Genomic DNA, 15,555 nt, shown 5'->3' with positions numbered 1-15,555 from the left:
GGAGTGCGCCCCTGCGGGTGGACAGTTTAAGCTGCTGACTTTGTCCAATCCGGGGCGTGTATCTCTTCATAGCGGTTGGGGCTGGTGTAGCCCAGAGCGGAATGCAGTCTCCTCTCGTTGTACATTGCCTCGATGAAGCGTGGCAGATCGGCGGCCACGTCTTCGAAGGTTTCATACTCTGTGACGTAAACCGCCTCGACCTTGAGTGTCTTCATGAAGCTCTCGGCGTATGGGTTATCATATGGATTGCCACGGCGGCTCATGGACCCAAACATCCCGCGAGCTTTCAGGATCTTCCGATGCGAGCTCGCCGCGTATTGCACGCCTCTGTCGGAGTGGAACACACAGCCCGGCAGGGGGGTCCGGCTCTCGATCGAGGAGTTCAGGGCCGCCACCGTGAGGCGCGTGTCGATCCGTTTGCCGAGCGCGTAGCCCACGACCTTGCGTGACCAGACATCCAGGATGACAGCGAGATAACAAAACCCGGTTTCCAAGGCGATATAGGTGATGTCGCCAACCCAAAGCTGGTCGGGGCCATGGACCTCAAAGCCGCGCGCGACGTTTGGATAGATCGGGCTGTCGTGATTGCTGTCCGTCGTAATCACATAGCGTCGTTTCCGCTTTGGATTCAATCCGTTCTCCCGCATTATACGCCGGACCTTCTTGGAGTTTACAATCATGCCGCGGTGGCGAAGCTCGGCCGTCACGCGGCGATACCCGTAACCTTTGAATGTCGTGACGATATCGTGGATTTCGGCAACGGCAGGATCTTCTCCGGCTGCAACCGGTTTTGCATAGAATGTGGAACGCGGCAGACCCATCAGTTCACATCCTCGTCGGACGGCGGTCTCGGTGTCGTATTCGCCGTTCTCGTACTTGTCGATCCAGGTCCGGATCAGGTGCCGGCAGATGTCGTGTTCGACGCTGAGCGCGTTCAGCGCTGTGCCGTTGAAATAGGCTTCAACGATCATGCGCTTGAATGGAATGCTATGGCGGCGGTGTTTTCTTTTGGTCATGGAACCTCCTTATCCGAAGGCCCAGGCTGGGGGAAATCAGCTGGTTTCGTGGTCCACCCGCAGGGGCGCACTCCAACGGGCAGGCTAAAAATCCCCAGTTTTGCGGTTTCGGTTGTCAGCCGGTTCAGGGACTTGCAGCTCCGTTTTTTGGTGGACGACTGCGCCGTTTTGGCGGTGGCGGCGGTGTGATGGGTGCGTTTGTGCGGGTGTGTTCGGGTATCAGATCGGTGTGGCCGCGCAGGCGGTAGCTGGCGCCTTCGATCTGGACGACGACGGCGTGATGCAACAGCCGATCCAATAGCGCTGTGGCCACGACGGGGTCGCCAAAGACATCACCCCGTTCGGCGAAGCCTCGATTGGATGTCAGGATCATAGCCCCCTATTCGTAACGGGCATTCACCAGTTGGAGGAACAGGTTTGCGCCGCCCTGGGTAATGGGCAGGTACCAGGAAGTATGCGACCGGCTCTTCGATGGTGTTGAAAACGTTGTCCGATACACGACACACTTTGTTTCGGACACTTTCAAAGACGAGCCTGCCATTCCTTGCGATGCTCTGAAGGGCCAGCTTGGGAAGTAGCTTGCTTCGCAGGGCCGAAAAACCTGACCGCTGCATGCGAAGTTCCGTTTGGACCCGTTTACAGGCAGCCCCGCTCCAATTGATGTTGCCTGTGAGGCCAATCCCCGAGAATACAGCTGAGACCTGATGGTCCCGGTGTTGGAGCGGTCACCGGCTGTACTTTACCAAGTTTGATTCGATGTGAATTTGCCCAGCATCTTCTGCCAATGCAGCCTGGTTTCGGACTTCAATTCCTTACGGTACGAGTCCACCTTTTGCGGCTCTCTGTCGGCCTTCATGGGAATTCTGTTCGTAAATTCAGCATATTAAGTCGATCTCATTCCTTTTGGCGCATAGTCGTCAAGTCTGTGTAGTCCCGCGGCATTCATCCCGGCCAGTTACTCAGATGGATTGTTCATTGACTTAACTTTCCATGCGAGTAACTAATTGTGAAACCCAGGGAGGGAAGAGAGATGAAGCTGGATGGACAAATTGCAGCAGTGACAGGTGCTGGCAGCGGGCTAGGAGCAGCTACAGCGCGCCATCTGGCAGCATTGGGGGCCAAAGTCGCTTGCATTGATATTAGTGAAGAGGCGGCCGCGATGACGGCTGAGGACACTGGCGGGATAGCGATCGGGGCGGATGTGGCGGACACCGAGGCGGTCCAAACGGCGTTTTCACGCATTGCGCAGGAGATCGGCACCGCGCGTGTTGTGGTGTCCTGCGCAGGTATTGGAACCGCGGCTCGTATCCTTCCGCGCGACGGCAGCCTGACCATCCAGAGTTTCGAGCGAACGCTCCGGGTCAACCTGCTGGGCACATACACAGTGATGAATGTTGCTGCCCGTGCCATGGCCTCTGCGGATCCTTTAGATGCAGATGGCGCCCGCGGTGTGATCATCAACACGGCGTCGGTCGCCTATGAAGACGGCCAGATCGGCCAAGCGGCCTATTCCGCCTCCAAAGGGGGCGTGGCCTCGATGACTCTGCCGGCCGCGCGCGAACTGGCGCGGTTCGGCATCCGGGTGATGGCCATCGCGCCAGGCCTGTTCGAGACCTCCATGAGCGCCGGACTTCCTGAGGATGTCCGTGCAGAAATTCTGATGTCTGTGCCGTTCCCGTCCCGCATGGGGGATGCCCATGAATACGCCAAGCTGGTGCAGGCAATTGCCGAGAACCCGATGCTGAACGGCACGGTAATCCGACTTGATGCCGCGGCCCGCATGCCGATCAAGTAAGGAGCAGAGAATTGCCGCAAGACACCGTCACAGAAACGCCAGTTCTTAAGGTCGAAATTGAAGGGCCCCTGGCCACACTTACGATGAACCGACCTGCCAAGCGCAATGCAATGTGCGACGAGCTGCTGGACGCCATTGATGCCTTCTTTGCCAAGCCGCCTGAGGGCGTGAGAGTGGTAATCCTGACCGGGACAGCCGGGCACTATTGCTCGGGGCTGGACCTGAGCGAGCATGTGACCCGCGACGCCGAGGGAACCATGCGCCACTCGCGCAACTGGCACCGGGTTATGGATACAATCCAGTTCTCCGGCCTGCCAGTTGTCTCGGCCATGTTCGGCGCGGTGATCGGCGGTGGGCTGGAGCTGGCGGCCTCGACCCATGTCCGGATTGCTGAACCTTCAGCGATTTTCCAACTGCCAGAGGGCCGCCGAGGTATCTATGTGGGCGGTGGTGCAAGCGTTCGGATCGGGCGGATCCTCGGTGCCGACCGGATGTGCGAAATGATGCTGACGGGCCGCAAGTATAGCTCGGAGGAAGGTCTGGCGCTGGGTCTCGCGCATTATTCGGTCGGTGGGGGCGAAGCGCTGCCGCTGGCGCGCGAACTGGCTATGAAGATCGCGAAGAACGCCCAGCTTTCCAATTTCATGATGATCCAGGCTATCAGCCGGATTTCCGACATGTCGCGCAGCGACGGGCTGTTTACTGAAAGCCTCGCGGCTGCGGTGTCGCAGACCAGCGCCGATGCAGAGGAGGGGCTGAACGCCTTCCTTGAAAAGCGCAAGCCGGAGTTCCGTTAACAAGTTCACCAATTACCGAAGGTCTTGCTCAAGGGAGGAGTATACATGACCACTTTCACCCGGCGTACTGCGCTGACTGCCATCGGGGCGGCCCTCGCCACACCTGCATTCCTTAAGCGCGCGAATGCAGCCGAAGTGACCCTGCGCCTGCACCATTTCCTTCCGGCGATTGCGCCGATGCACAGCCGGTTCTTTGAACCCTGGGCGGCGGAGCTGAAGGAGGCTTCGGGCGGGGCGATTGACGTGCAGATTTTCCCGTCAATGCAGCTCGGCGGCAAGCCGCCGCAGCTGGCGGATCAGGTCCGCCAGGGCATCTGCGACATCGCCTGGACCCTGCCGGTCTACACACCCGATCGGTTCCCGGTCGCTGAGACCATGTCGAACCCCTTCCTGGTGACCAATGCCGAGAAGACTTCGGTTGCGATGCACAAACTGATGGATGAGTTCGGTCAGAACGAATACCGCGGTATGAAACCTTTGGCGTTCCATACCCATGATGGCGGCAAGCTGCACACCCGCAACGCGCCGGTGACCAGCCAGGCCGATCTGAAAGGCTTGAAGCTGCGCGCCCCGAACCAGGCCACCGGCCAGATGCTGAGCGCGCTGGGTGCGGAAGTGGTCTTTTTCCCGGTCACCGACATGGTCGTGGGCCTGTCCAACGGTGTGATTGATGGCTGTTGCCTGCCGTATGAGGTGGTGCCGGCCTTCAAGCTGCAGGAACTGACCTCCTTTACTTCGGCGCCCGCCCCGGCGGCACGCGGGCTTTACGCCAACACCTTCTCGCTGATCATGAACCAGGCGAATTACGAGAGCCTTTCCGACGATCTGCGCGGGGTTATCGACGCGCACTCCGGGATCGGTCTGTCGCAACGTATCGGCAAGCAGTTCGAGGGTTTCGAGGCCTTCGGCAAGTCCATGGTAGAGAAACAGGGCAACGAGATTGTTGAGATCCCGGCGGCCGAGATCGAAAAGTGGCAGAGCGAGGCTGAACCTGTCTATGCCGTCTGGATCGAGAAGCTGAACGGCATGGGCCACGATGGTGCCGCCATTCTGGCGCGCGCGAACGAACTTCTCGACGCGGGCTGATCATGGCACAGGAGCTCGCGCGAACCGGTGTACGGGGGGAGTCTCCCCCCTGTATCAGGTGTTGAACCGGCTCTGCACCGGTCTGGCCGGACTAGGTGCCCTGATCATCTTTGCCGCCGCCCTGGCTGTCACCTGGTCGGTGATCGGCAGCAATCTGGGACTGGGCGGGTTGCGCGGCGAGTTTGAGCTGGTCGAACTGGCCTGCGCAGCCTGCGCTTCGCTGTTTCTGCCGCTGTGCCAGCTGAAAAAAGGCCATGTGATGGTGGATGTTTTTACCAGCCGCCTGCCTTCCGCTGCCAACAGGGTGATGGATGCCATCTGGACACTGGTCTTCGCCGCAGCCTGGGCGTTCCTGTGCTGGCGGCTGCTGCATGGCCTGCAGGAGATCCAAGGGTATGGCGATAAAACCATGCTGCTGCGCGCGCCGGTCTGGTGGATCTATGTCCCTGCCGTTCTGGGAACCGGAGTGTCGGCCCTGGTCGCCGCGCTCTCGGGAACAGCATCCCTGTTCCCTGGCCTTGTACGGCTGGAGGCTTACTGATGACATCCTTTACAATCGCAATCCTGCTGGTTCTGGCACTCTTCATTCTGATCTTCATCCGGATGCCCATCGCGCTGGCGATGGGGCTGGTCGGGGCCGCAGGCTATGTGCAGCTCAGTTCCTCTGCGGGGCTGATGGCCTATCTGAGCACGGCTTGGCCGGATAAGTTCATGTCCTATGACTTCGCTGTTGTGCCGCTCTTTATCCTGATGGGGCACCTGGCGACCAACTCGGGAATATCGGCGTCAATTTTCTCCGCAGCCCGGGCCTGGATCGGCCATTTGCGCGGCGGACTTGCCATGGCATCGGTTGCGGGCTGCGCGCTGTTCGGGTCGATCTCGGGTTCCTCGCTGGCAACCGCGTCCACGATGACCCGCGTGGCCATGCCCGAGATGCGCAAACATGGGTTCTCCGGAGCGCTTTCCTCGGGTTCTCTGGCGGCAGGCGGGACGCTGGGCATCCTGATCCCGCCCTCCGTCGTGCTGATCATCTATGCGCTGCTGACCGAGCAGAATATCGTCAAACTGTTCCTGGCTGCCACTATCCCCGGCATTCTGGCCGTGATTGGCTTCATCCTTGCCATCTCTGTCTACGTGCGCCTCTTCCCGGCGGAAGGCCCCACCAGCGAGCGTCAGGGGCTTGCCCAGCGTATCCGCTCGCTCAGGGATATCTGGCATGTTCTGGTGATCTTCATCACCGTGCTGGGCGGGATCTACGGCGGGTTCTTTACCCCTGCACAGGGGGCAGCGGTTGGTGTCGTGCTGACACTGGTTCTCGGCATGCTGAAAGGAGGCCTGTCGGTCCAGACTGTGATGGACAGCCTGATCGACACTGCCGGTTCCACCGCAATGATCTTTGTCATCGTATTTGGCGCCGACCTGTTCAATGTCGCATTGGCCCTCAGCCGTATGCCGATGGAAGTGGCAGAGTATTTTGCAGGCTCTGGCATTCCACCAATGATGATCCTGCTGGCAATGGTGGCCTTCTACCTAGTGATGGGCTGCCTGATGGACAGCTTGTCGATGATACTGCTGACCGTGCCGGTGTTCTTTCCGACGATCATGGCGCTCGATTTCGGACTGCAGCCGGAACAGCAAGCGATGTGGTTCGGGATCATTTCTCTGGTCGTGGTAGAGATGGGGCTCATCACGCCTCCGGTGGGCATGAACCTCTTTGTCATCTCCGCAATGGCGCGGGAAATCCCCATGAAACAGATCTTCCGGGGCACCCTACCGTTTATCGGGGCGGAATTCACGCGGATCGCAATACTTATCAGCTTCCCCGCGTTGAGCTATTGGCTGGTTGACCTGGTCGCCAACTGAGGACGCATGACATGACAGCCAAATCCGCCCCCACACCCCGCAACACCCCGGCCGAGCCGACAGACAAACTGCTTCACCAGTTTGTCGGCTACAACATGAAGCGGGCTTATATGCAGATCCAAGACGACATGAGCGAAACGCTCGCACCGCTTGGTCTGCGCATCGGAACCTTTTCGGCCCTGGCTGTTGTGATGGGCAGCCCCGGAATTTCGCAGACCCAGCTGTCGCAGATGCTGAACATCAAGCGCTCCGGTGTGGTGGTGGTTGTGGATGAGCTGGAGCGCGCCAGTGTTCTGGAACGCGCTCCGGTGGAGGGCGACCGGCGGGCCTACTCTCTTGTTGTAACCCCCGCAGGCAAACGCCTGTGGCAAAAGGCTGAAAAGGCCGTTCAGGCCCATGAGGCCGCGTTGTTTTCCGGGCTGAACGCCCAGGAAGTTTTGACACTTCAGGATCTGCTTGGCCGTGCTGCGCGCAGTGCCGGCCGGCAAAGACGGGAGAATTCTTCATGATAGATGCCACAACCGGTCTCAGGCTGGAACCGCATGCCGTTGCGCTGCGCAAAGAGGGGGAGGCGCTCTATCTCAGCTCCAATGTTCCGCTGGATGCAGCCGTTGAAAAGACTGCGGACTGGCTGCACCGCTGGGCCGCAGAGGCGCCGGACCGTGTATTTGCGGCAGAGCGGACTGAAAATGGCTGGCGCGAAGTCACCTACGCAGAAGCCCTGAAACACATCCGCGCCATTGCCGCCTCGCTGGCGGGTCGCGGGTTGGGGCAGAAGACACCGATTGCCATCCTGTCCGGTAACTCCATCGATCACCTTCTGCTGGCTCTGGGCGCGCAATATGCTGCGGTCCCCACAGTGCCGCTGGCCGAGCAATACTCCCTGATCTCCGAAGCACATGGGCGTCTGATATATGTGCTCGACAAGGTGAAGCCCGCCATGGCCTTCGTCGATGACGCCGACCGCTATGCCTCCGCGCTTGCGCTGCCACAGCTGGAAGGGATGGAAGTTGTTGCCTCCCGCACGGAAGGCGCACCGGGCCAAGTCACCGCTTTTGCAGACCTCCTAACCGCCGATCCCGCCGGTGCCGATGCCGCGCTTGCCAAGGTCGGGCCGGATACGGTTGCCAAGATCCTGTTCACCTCCGGGTCCTCTTCCGATCCCAAGGGGGTGCTGACCACCCAGCGGATGATGTGCCAGAACCAGGCGCAGATGGCCTCGGTCCTGCCCTTCCTGAAAGACCGCCCGCCACGGATCTGCGACTGGCTGCCGTGGAACCACGTTTTCGGCGGCTCGCACAATGTCAACATGATGCTCGCCAACGGCGGCACGCTGACCATCGACAACGGCAAGCCGACCAAGGCACTTTTTGAAAACACTGTCCGCAATATCACCGAGCGCCCCGGCACACTGTCGTTCAACGTGCCGGTCGGCTTTTCCCTGCTGGTGCAGGAGATGAAGACCAACACCGCCCTGCGCGATGCCTATTTCAGGGATCTTGACCTGATTTTCTATGCAGGCGCTTCGCTGCCGCAGGAGATCTGGACCAGCCTTGAGGAAATGTCGCGCGAGGTGAAAGGCAAATTGCCGCTGATGATTTCCAGCTGGGGCATGACAGAAACCGCTCCGGCCACGTTGATGGTGCATGAACCTATCGGCCGTTCGGGCGTGGTTGGAGTGCCGTTGCCCGGAACGGAAATCAAGTTGATCCCCGATGATGAAATTCGCTGCGAGCTGCGCGTGAAGGGGCCGAACATCATGCCCGGCTACCACGAAGATCCAGAAAAAACGGCAGAGGCTTTCGACGGTGAGGGCTTCCTACTGACCGGCGATGCGGTGCGTTTCGTGGATAATGCTGACCCCGACCGCGGACTGAGCTTCGACGGCAGGGTATCTGAGGATTTTAAGCTGCTGACAGGCACTTGGGTGCAGGCCGGAAAGCTGCGCGTCGAAGCGCTGGAGGGTTTGCAAGGGCTTGCTCAGGACGTTGTTGTCTGCGGCCATGATCGCGATGCAATCGGCCTGTTCATCTTCCCGCGCCCCGATCAGGTCACCGGAGGAAATACGTCGCAAGGTGCCGTGGTCGACCCGGCCCTGCAGGCGCAGATCGAAGAACGCCTGCGGGACATGGCGAAATCCGCCACCGGTTCGGCCAAGCGCATCAGCCGCGCGCTAATCCTGGCCGAGCCGCCGTCGCTGAAGGACGGAGAGGTAACGGATAAGGGCTCGCTCAATGTGCGCAAGATCATCACCCGCCGCGCCGACCTGCTTGAACGGCTCTACGACAACGTAGACTCGGCGCTGATCCGCGTCTGAGGGAGGACACTATGGTAGATTTCAACAAGGTCCGCGCGATCGACTTTCACACCCACGCGGAAGAGCCCTGCGGCTGCCACACCGATGACGGCTATGATGATCTTCAACGCACAATGTCCGGTTATTTCGGTGCCCCGTGGGAGCACCCGCCGACCATCCCGGAAACAGCGGCACACTATCGCGCGCAGAACATTGCCGCTGTCATCTTCCCGGTCGATGCCGAGCGGGAAACCGGCTACCGCCGCTATGACAACGACGAGGTGATGGAACTCGTCAAGCAGAACGATGACATCCTGATCCCCTTTGCCTCCATCGACCCTTGGAAGGGGAAGATGGCAGTCCGGGAGGCGCGCCGCCTAGTCGAGGAGCACGGCATCAAGGGCTTTAAGTTCCACCCGACAATGCAGGGGTTCTACCCCAATGACCGGATGGCTTATGAATTCTACGAAGTGCTCGCCGAACACAACTGCGTGGCGCTGTTCCATACCGGCCAGACCGGTGTTGGCTCCGGTATGCCTGGGGGCAACGGAATGCGACTGAGGTACTCCAACCCGATGTATCTGGACGATGTGGCCGTGGACTTCCCGGAGATGAATATCATCGCAGCGCACCCCAGCTTCCCCTGGCAGGAGGAAGCGCTAGCAGTCGCCCAGCACAAGCCCAATGTCTATATCGACCTCTCCGGCTGGTCTCCGAAGTACTTCCCGCCGATCCTGGTGCGATACGCCAATTCGCTGCTGAAGAAGAAAATGCTGTTTGGTTCCGACTGGCCGATGATCGCACCGGAGAAGTGGCTGGATGCTTTTGACAAGGCGGATTTCAAAGACGAAGTGCGCCCGCTGATTCTGAAGGAGAACGCCATGCGTCTTCTAGGGGTTGAAGGATGATCCCCTTTGCCGCCCCAGTTGATGACATTCTGTTCTCCATGGAGGATGTTGCCGGGGCGGCAAAGCTGCCCGAATGGGACAGCGACCTAGCCCGCGACATCCTGACGGCCTTCACCGCTTTTGCAGAAGGCGTCATTGCGCCTCTGAACGAGCCGGGAGACACGGAAGGCTGCCGCTTGGCGGATGGCAAGGTTCTGATGCCGGAAGGCTTCGGGGATGGTTTCTCTCAACTGGCCGAAATGGGATGGCAGGGTTTGACGGCACCGGAAACCCATGGCGGCATGCAGCAGGGTCCGCTGGTGGCCGCCATGGTCTCCGAGGTGTTTTCCGGCGCAAATCACTCCATGCAGATGGTGTGCAACCTGGTGCCCGGTGCCATCTCTACCTTGCTGAAGTCTGGCACCGGTGCCCAGCAGGCGAAGTGGATCCCGAAACTGGCATCAGGGGAGGCGCTGTCGACCATGGGCCTGACCGAACCCGGTGCAGGTTCCGACCTGTCCCGCGTGCGGACCAAGGCGGTCCGGGCGGGAGATGCCTGGCGGCTGAACGGAGAGAAGATCTTCATCTCCGGCGGCGATCAGGACATGTCTCAGGATATTCTGCACCTGGTTCTGGCCCGCAGCGGCGTGCCGGAAGACGGGGTGAAAGGTCTGTCCCTGTTCCTCACCAGCAAGCTGGCCGCTGGTGACACGGTAAAGGTCACTCGCATCGAAGAGAAGCTGGGTCTGCATGCCTCGCCCACCTGCCAGATGGCCTTTGACGATGCCCCGGCCGAGTTGGTCGGGGCCGAGAGCGAAGGGCTGAAGGCAATGTTCACGCTGATGAACCACGCGCGGCTCGATGTTGCGCTCCAGGGCGCAGCCCACGCGGCCCGGGCCCATGCCATTGCCGCGGCCTATGCGGCGGATCGCAAGCAGGGCCGCAAAGCGGACGGCAGCCCGGCTGTCCTGTCCGACCACGCGGATGTCCGCCGCATGCTGGGCGAGCAGCGCAGCCTCGCTATTGGAGCGCGGGCAATGGCCCACGTGGCGCTGGTCGAAATGTCAAAGGGTGAGTCCCCGGCACTGGCAGATTTCCTCACCCCGCTTTGCAAGGTGTTCTGCACCGAAGCAGGCATCCGTGCGGCGGATCTCGGCATCCAGATCCTGGGCGGCTATGGCTACATGACCGAATACGGCATCAGCCAGGTCTGGCGGGATGCTCGGATCACCTCGATCTATGAAGGTGCCAACGGTATTCAGGAAGCCGCTTTGGCCACGCGCGGCTTGCGTGATCCCTCTGGGGCGGACGCATTTGATGCGCTGATCGGCCGGCTGACCAGCCACCTAGCCGTGATGGCGCAGCGGGATACATGGCGCGCGGCCCGCGCGGCCGTAGCTGCTTCGGACAACCCGCTGGAGTTGGCACATGACTTCAGCCGGGCGACAACCGGGCTTTTCTATCGTGCTGTTTGGGCGCGCATTGGGGATGTCAGCGGGGATCCGGAGCTGAAAAACCTGTCTAAGGCCGTTCTGACGCCGCCGCCTGACTGGCTGGCCCGGTCCGCATAACCGGGCCGGCCACCGGACAATATCAAAAAAACCAACAGGAGGAACCCATGCTAAAAGACATGGTCAGGATAACGCAGCGTTGAAGCAGCGCGGATCGCTGTCGATTTGGTTTGACCCGGAGATGATCTGGGAGCCACCACCGAGCGGCACGCGAGGTCGCCAGCAGCGTTTCAGCGACTCTGCGATCCAGACTTGCCTGACGCTGAAAGTGCTGTTCGGGATGCCGCTTCGGCAAACGACCGGGTTCGTGCAAAGCCTTCTGCGGCTGGTTGGACTGGACTGGACAGTGCCCGACTATAGCACCCTGTGCCGCCGCCAGAAGACGCTGAACGTGAGCCTGCCCTACCAGGGTGGCACTGGCCCACTCAATCTCCTGATCCCCTCTCGTGACATCACTGCGTGATGCACTGCCGGGCAGCGGACAGCACCGGCATCAAAGCGGAGGGCGAAGGTGAGTGGAACGCGCGCAAGCATGGTGGGCCCAAGCGCCGCCTCTGGCGCAAGATACACATAGGAATTGACGAAGAAACGCTGGAAGTGCGGGCCGTGGAGGTCACGACCAGCAATGTGGGTGACGCACCGATGCTGCCGGAGCTACTCGATCAAATTCCACCCGATAAGAGCGTCGGATCGGTGACCGCAGACGGCGCTTAACCGAGGACGATGCCAACACACTCACTGGCCCTGTAACCCACGTCCGGGACGGTGACACGATTGAGGTGTCTGGCGTACCCGTGCGGCTGCAAGGGCTGAATTGCAACGAGCGCGGAACAGCTCTCGGAGAGAGCGCAACCGCCGCTGTCACGCCGCTTGTGCATCAGGGGCCTGTCTACTGCGCTCTGACGGGCGAAAAGACCCATGACAGAGAGGTTGGCCGCTGCAGCTTGCCTGATGGGCGTGACATTGGTGCTGTGCTGACTTCTGAGGGACAGTGCGGGCGTTGCGAGCGCTACGACCCGCAGGGGGTCTATATCGAGCCTCAGCGGCACGCAGGGCCATTCAAGGGTCGGACGCCAGGGTATTGCGGATCCTGAATACTTCCCCTCACATTTGCCGCCTGCCCCGTTTTGGTGCTGGCAGCACTTGTTACTAAAAAGGGATACCTTCGGATAGACTTGTCTCTTTACTCCCACCTGCCTCGGCCGAAGTTGGTAGGCGCCGTCATCCTACTGGTTTTCAGGTTGAACACACAAAGCCTGGACTTGTACGAACTTCCAATCTTGTCAAAGCCGACTTCGACTACGATCCGGCCATCTTTCTCCCAGCGGTCGACAGCGAAAGAACCAAATCCGCCTAAGCTCCTGTCCTCTTCAAACCATGATACGCAGTTGTTCTCCGCCTGGACAGCAAGATCACTCTTCTCTTTTGACTGCCTGGCATAAAGGCCGCCCCCGACTGCAAGACCCATCACCAGCCCAGCCGCTAGATAACTCGGATCGAGCTCTAACAGTAATTGAACCGTCACATTTCACTATCCCCATTGGGGTAGTGTGCATTCCTCAGGCGGCCACTTCTTGGATTGTGTCCTCACGCTACGCCGCCCTAACGGCAAAGTAGTTCCCCCCTGCCCTACTTCCACTACAAGAACTTCGTAGCAAAGCAGACCGACTGGGACAGAAGGGGCACCGTAAAGTTTGTGTGGTTGCAGCCGGTTACGTGGCACGACATCGCTCAACTCGAAGCCGTCTGAACATAAAAAAAACCAGCTCGGATTTTGCGCCTCGTCGGTTAACTTTTCGGTGCCCAAGCGGCGGATGCAGTGAAGAAATCCGACAAGATGGTACAAGTAGTGAAGAAAAACGACGTGCAGTGAAGGTTTTCTTCACGGGTGATCTTGCCACGAAGGTGAAGAAAATCTAAGTGTTATCTCAGTTAGTGACCGATTTCGAGGCCCGGTGATGAATTTCTATGGACGGAAGCTTCCCGGCCCAGGACGGATTGCAGGATATGGCTGGCTGGTCAGCGAGCTCGGCCTTCGCGTGCCCATGCCACGCCGCCTGTCTCTTGTCTCCGATCGCCACGAACGACGATCCGAGCCTGAGTGGGAGATATTCCGATCGCAGCAATGGCCAGGTGAGACCATGTTCGATCATCTTATGTTTGCCATCAAGAACGAAGGCATTGATCTGCGGGTCATGCATGCGACCACCAGGGTTGCGGACTCTTCCGAAATCTCCCGGGCCTTGGCGGGAGCGACTGGCCTCTTTGCGCGTCGGCTTTGGTTCTTCTGGGAATGGCTGACGGACGAAAAGCTTGACCTGCCCGATCTGGGGAAGGTGAAGTATGAGCCAGCGCTCGACCCAGACATCTATTTCACCATAAACTCCGGAGAGCGATCGGCGCGCCACAAAATCATCGATAACCTGCCTGGCACTCCAGCCTTTTGTCCGCTCGTGCAGAGGTCTTCGAGGCTCAACCAACTGATCGCGCTTCAATTGCCGGCTCGGGCAAGGGAGGTTACCGAAAAGGCGCCCCAACATATCGTGTCGCGCGCCGCGGCCTTCTTGCTGCTGGACGATTCCAAGGCCTCCTTTGCGATCGAGCAGGAGAAGCCCGGCCCCCAGCGTGCCGCCCGCTGGGCGCGTGCGATCGGAGAGGCAGGAAGCCATCAGCTATCGAACGGCGAGCTTGAGCGCCTGCAACAGATTGTCTTGAAAGATGCGCGCTTCGTGAAGATGGGTGTTCGAAAGGAGGGCGGATTTATTGGTGGTCACACCCGTGACGGAAAGTTCCCGGAACCGGTGCATATCAGCGCCCGGCATGAGGATCTGGCAGACCTTTTGGACGGAATTGCGCTCTATGAAGCCCGGGCTCTCAAGGGCGGCGTTGATCCGATGGTGGTGGCGGCCGCGGTGGCGTTTGGCTTTGTCTATATCCACCCCTTCGAGGATGGGAACGGTCGTCTTCACCGGTATCTGCTGCACCATGTCTTGGCCCGTGGCGGGTTCAATCCAGCGGGCCTGGTCTTCCCGATCAGCGTCGTGGTTTACCGGCGCATCGAGGAATACAGCGAAGTCCTAAAGTCCGTGTCGGGGCCGATGATGGAGTTCATCGACTGGAAGCCCACTGCCCAAGGTAATGTGAAGGTCCTGTCAGACACGGAGGTATTTTACCGCTTCTTCGACAGCACCATGCATGCCGAGTTCGTCGCCGATTGCGTCAGAGAAACGGTTGAACAGGATCTCCCCAAAGAAATCGACTACATCGAGCGCTATGACCGGTTCAAATCCAGTGTCGATGAGATACTGGATTTGCCGGCACGCATGGTGGATCTGCTGCGAGGATTTCTGGAACAAGGCAATGGTAAGCTATCCAGGCGCGCCTTGCGCAAGGAATTCTCGGCACTAACCGAAGAGGAAGTCGTCCTCATCGAAGAGGCCTACGAAGCAGCCTGGTCTTCCGAGTGAATTCCTCCACCCCAGCACAGACTATCTAGATCTGCACGACCGGGCTACAAACTAGTTTCATGTTTCTTTTCCTGAGCCGCTCGGTTCCCCGGGCGGTTCAGACGGGCTTGGATGCTGTATGTGCCTTTGCACGGGTCCATTGCATTAACCATCGAGATGTCAGTGACATCGTTGCCCTAGCTGAGGAGTGAGCGATGTCCCGGCGGAATCCGTTCAAGCGGCACCGGTTTCCGCGCGAGGTCATCCTGCTGGCGGTGCGCTGGTACTGCCGCTACCCGCTGTCGTGCCGGGACGTACGGGATATGCTTGCTGAGCGGGCGTTGCAGTTGATGCCTCGACGGTTCACCGATGGGTGCAAAAGTTTGGTCCCGAAGTCCGGAAGCGGGCCCAAGCCCGACACCGCTCCTGCCGCGGACTGCAAGGGCATTTCTGCGCCACCCCGCCGACCCGCGACCTTTGCGGGCTGCTGCTGCCGGACAGCGGCCGCCTGCAGGAGGAAGAGGCGCAGCATGCGCGGCGCAATGGCTATTCCAAGCACAAGCGCCCGGCCCCGCTCTACACTGAAGCTGTGAATCGGCGTGCAAAATTGGATCTGAAGCAGATTTGGTGCAGCCCAACCAGCTAAGCGCTATATATCGGTAGGTTTTGCAGGAGGTTGCCGATGGCGTCACAGTTTTCACGGCGGGATTTCCTGCCAGCAGGTCTCAAGGCCAACCAGGTTGAGCTTGTTGGAAACACGGTCCGGATCCACTCGCGTTCCGCCAAAGCCACGGCGGCGTGCCCGCGCTGCGGCACGGCTTCACGCGCCATGTTCACAGCAGGTACCGCCGGCGGCCT

Annotated in this window: 13 protein-coding genes and 3 pseudogenes; 13 read left to right on the top strand and 3 right to left on the bottom strand. The window is 59.8% G+C overall.

The window, feature by feature from the left end; genetic code table 11:
- Positions 1-26: 26 nt before the first annotated feature.
- Both A9D60_RS21380 and A9D60_RS26285 read right to left on the bottom strand, forming a co-directional pair.
- Entirely contained in the window at positions 27-1,016 is a 990-nt protein-coding gene (locus A9D60_RS21380) for an IS3 family transposase (protein ID WP_141118005.1), read from the bottom strand.
- A 124-nt stretch (positions 1,017-1,140) separates the two neighbouring features.
- On the bottom strand, positions 1,141-1,389 hold the full coding sequence (locus A9D60_RS26285; RefSeq protein ID WP_302621859.1) for an ATP-binding protein: 249 nt from the start codon (positions 1,387-1,389) through the stop codon (positions 1,141-1,143).
- Between the two features lie 657 nt (positions 1,390-2,046).
- Between A9D60_RS26285 and A9D60_RS21375 the strand changes: the two genes are divergently transcribed.
- The 10 genes and pseudogenes from A9D60_RS21375 to A9D60_RS21330 form a co-directional block, all read left to right on the top strand.
- A complete protein-coding gene (locus A9D60_RS21375; protein WP_065269471.1) occupies positions 2,047-2,811 on the top strand; it encodes an SDR family NAD(P)-dependent oxidoreductase in 765 nt (254 codons plus the stop codon).
- 11 nt (positions 2,812-2,822) lie between these two features.
- Positions 2,823-3,608: a crotonase/enoyl-CoA hydratase family protein gene (locus A9D60_RS21370; protein ID WP_083194297.1), complete on the top strand. Its 786-nt coding sequence runs from the start codon at positions 2,823-2,825 to the stop codon at positions 3,606-3,608.
- A gap of 45 nt (positions 3,609-3,653) precedes the next feature.
- Positions 3,654-4,694, top strand: coding sequence for a TRAP transporter substrate-binding protein (locus A9D60_RS21365; protein ID WP_065269469.1), 1,041 nt, complete (start codon positions 3,654-3,656; stop codon positions 4,692-4,694).
- A 58-nt stretch (positions 4,695-4,752) separates the two neighbouring features.
- The gene (locus A9D60_RS21360) at positions 4,753-5,235 is read left to right on the top strand and encodes a TRAP transporter small permease (RefSeq protein WP_254656759.1); all 483 of its coding nucleotides are present in this window, start codon (positions 4,753-4,755) and stop codon (positions 5,233-5,235) included.
- Positions 5,235-6,557, top strand: a complete 1,323-nt coding sequence (locus tag A9D60_RS21355; RefSeq protein WP_065269468.1) for a TRAP transporter large permease — start codon at positions 5,235-5,237, stop codon at positions 6,555-6,557. Before A9D60_RS21360 ends, A9D60_RS21355 begins: the two co-directional genes overlap by 1 nt.
- 11 nt (positions 6,558-6,568) lie before the next feature.
- On the top strand, positions 6,569-7,066 hold the full coding sequence (locus A9D60_RS21350; RefSeq protein WP_065269467.1) for a MarR family winged helix-turn-helix transcriptional regulator: 498 nt from the start codon (positions 6,569-6,571) through the stop codon (positions 7,064-7,066).
- Positions 7,063-8,874: a feruloyl-CoA synthase gene (locus tag A9D60_RS21345; RefSeq protein ID WP_065269466.1), complete on the top strand. Its 1,812-nt coding sequence runs from the start codon at positions 7,063-7,065 to the stop codon at positions 8,872-8,874. Before A9D60_RS21350 ends, A9D60_RS21345 begins: the two co-directional genes overlap by 4 nt.
- Positions 8,875-8,885: 11 nt before the next feature.
- On the top strand, positions 8,886-9,761 hold the full coding sequence (locus tag A9D60_RS21340; protein ID WP_065269465.1) for an amidohydrolase family protein: 876 nt from the start codon (positions 8,886-8,888) through the stop codon (positions 9,759-9,761).
- Complete coding sequence (locus A9D60_RS21335) at positions 9,758-11,311, top strand: acyl-CoA dehydrogenase family protein (protein WP_065269464.1); 1,554 nt, start codon at positions 9,758-9,760, stop codon at positions 11,309-11,311. The genes A9D60_RS21340 and A9D60_RS21335 overlap by 4 nt, the downstream gene beginning before the upstream one ends.
- 19 nt (positions 11,312-11,330) lie before the next feature.
- Positions 11,331-11,962 (top strand): annotated as a pseudogene (locus tag A9D60_RS21330) (IS5 family transposase); the annotation flags it as partial.
- A gap of 472 nt (positions 11,963-12,434) precedes the next feature.
- Here the strand turns inward: A9D60_RS21330 and A9D60_RS26715 are convergent.
- Positions 12,435-12,776 carry a hypothetical protein gene (locus A9D60_RS26715; RefSeq protein ID WP_065269462.1) on the bottom strand — a complete coding sequence of 114 codons (342 nt, stop codon included), beginning with the start codon at positions 12,774-12,776 and terminating at the stop codon, positions 12,435-12,437.
- A gap of 616 nt (positions 12,777-13,392) precedes the next feature.
- Between A9D60_RS26715 and A9D60_RS21315 the strand changes: the two genes are divergently transcribed.
- The 3 genes and pseudogenes from A9D60_RS21315 to A9D60_RS27500 all read left to right on the top strand — a co-directional run.
- Entirely contained in the window at positions 13,393-14,718 is a 1,326-nt protein-coding gene (locus A9D60_RS21315; RefSeq protein WP_217492081.1) for a Fic family protein, read from the top strand.
- Between the two features lie 194 nt (positions 14,719-14,912).
- Positions 14,913-15,118, top strand: a pseudogene (locus tag A9D60_RS27115) (IS6 family transposase); the annotation flags it as partial.
- 261 nt (positions 15,119-15,379) lie between these two features.
- Positions 15,380-15,555: pseudogene (locus tag A9D60_RS27500) on the top strand (ISL3 family transposase); the annotation flags it as partial.

The organism is Leisingera sp. JC1 (assembly GCF_001679925.1).
Classification (GTDB): domain Bacteria; phylum Pseudomonadota; class Alphaproteobacteria; order Rhodobacterales; family Rhodobacteraceae; genus Leisingera.
Note: the sequence above shows the minus strand (reverse complement) of the source record. Positions and strands in the feature narration are given on the sequence as shown.

Bases quoted from the DNA above. Each gene is read 5' to 3' on its own strand.
- A9D60_RS21340 (WP_065269465.1), top strand. From the start codon at position 8,886: ATGGTAGATTTCAACAAGGTCCGCGCGATCGACTTTCACACCCACGCG.
- A9D60_RS21350 (WP_065269467.1), top strand. From the start codon at position 6,569: ATGACAGCCAAATCCGCCCCCACACCCCGCAACACCCCGGCCGAGCCG.
- A9D60_RS26285 (WP_302621859.1), bottom strand. From the start codon at position 1,389: ATGATCCTGACATCCAATCGAGGCTTCGCCGAACGGGGTGATGTCTTT.
- A9D60_RS21315 (WP_217492081.1), top strand. From the start codon at position 13,393: ATGTTCGATCATCTTATGTTTGCCATCAAGAACGAAGGCATTGATCTG.
- A9D60_RS21365 (WP_065269469.1), top strand. From the start codon at position 3,654: ATGACCACTTTCACCCGGCGTACTGCGCTGACTGCCATCGGGGCGGCC.
- A9D60_RS21355 (WP_065269468.1), top strand. From the start codon at position 5,235: ATGACATCCTTTACAATCGCAATCCTGCTGGTTCTGGCACTCTTCATT.
- A9D60_RS21335 (WP_065269464.1), top strand. From the start codon at position 9,758: ATGATCCCCTTTGCCGCCCCAGTTGATGACATTCTGTTCTCCATGGAG.
- A9D60_RS21345 (WP_065269466.1), top strand. From the start codon at position 7,063: ATGATAGATGCCACAACCGGTCTCAGGCTGGAACCGCATGCCGTTGCG.
- A9D60_RS21375 (WP_065269471.1), top strand. From the start codon at position 2,047: ATGAAGCTGGATGGACAAATTGCAGCAGTGACAGGTGCTGGCAGCGGG.
- A9D60_RS21380 (WP_141118005.1), bottom strand. From the start codon at position 1,016: ATGACCAAAAGAAAACACCGCCGCCATAGCATTCCATTCAAGCGCATG.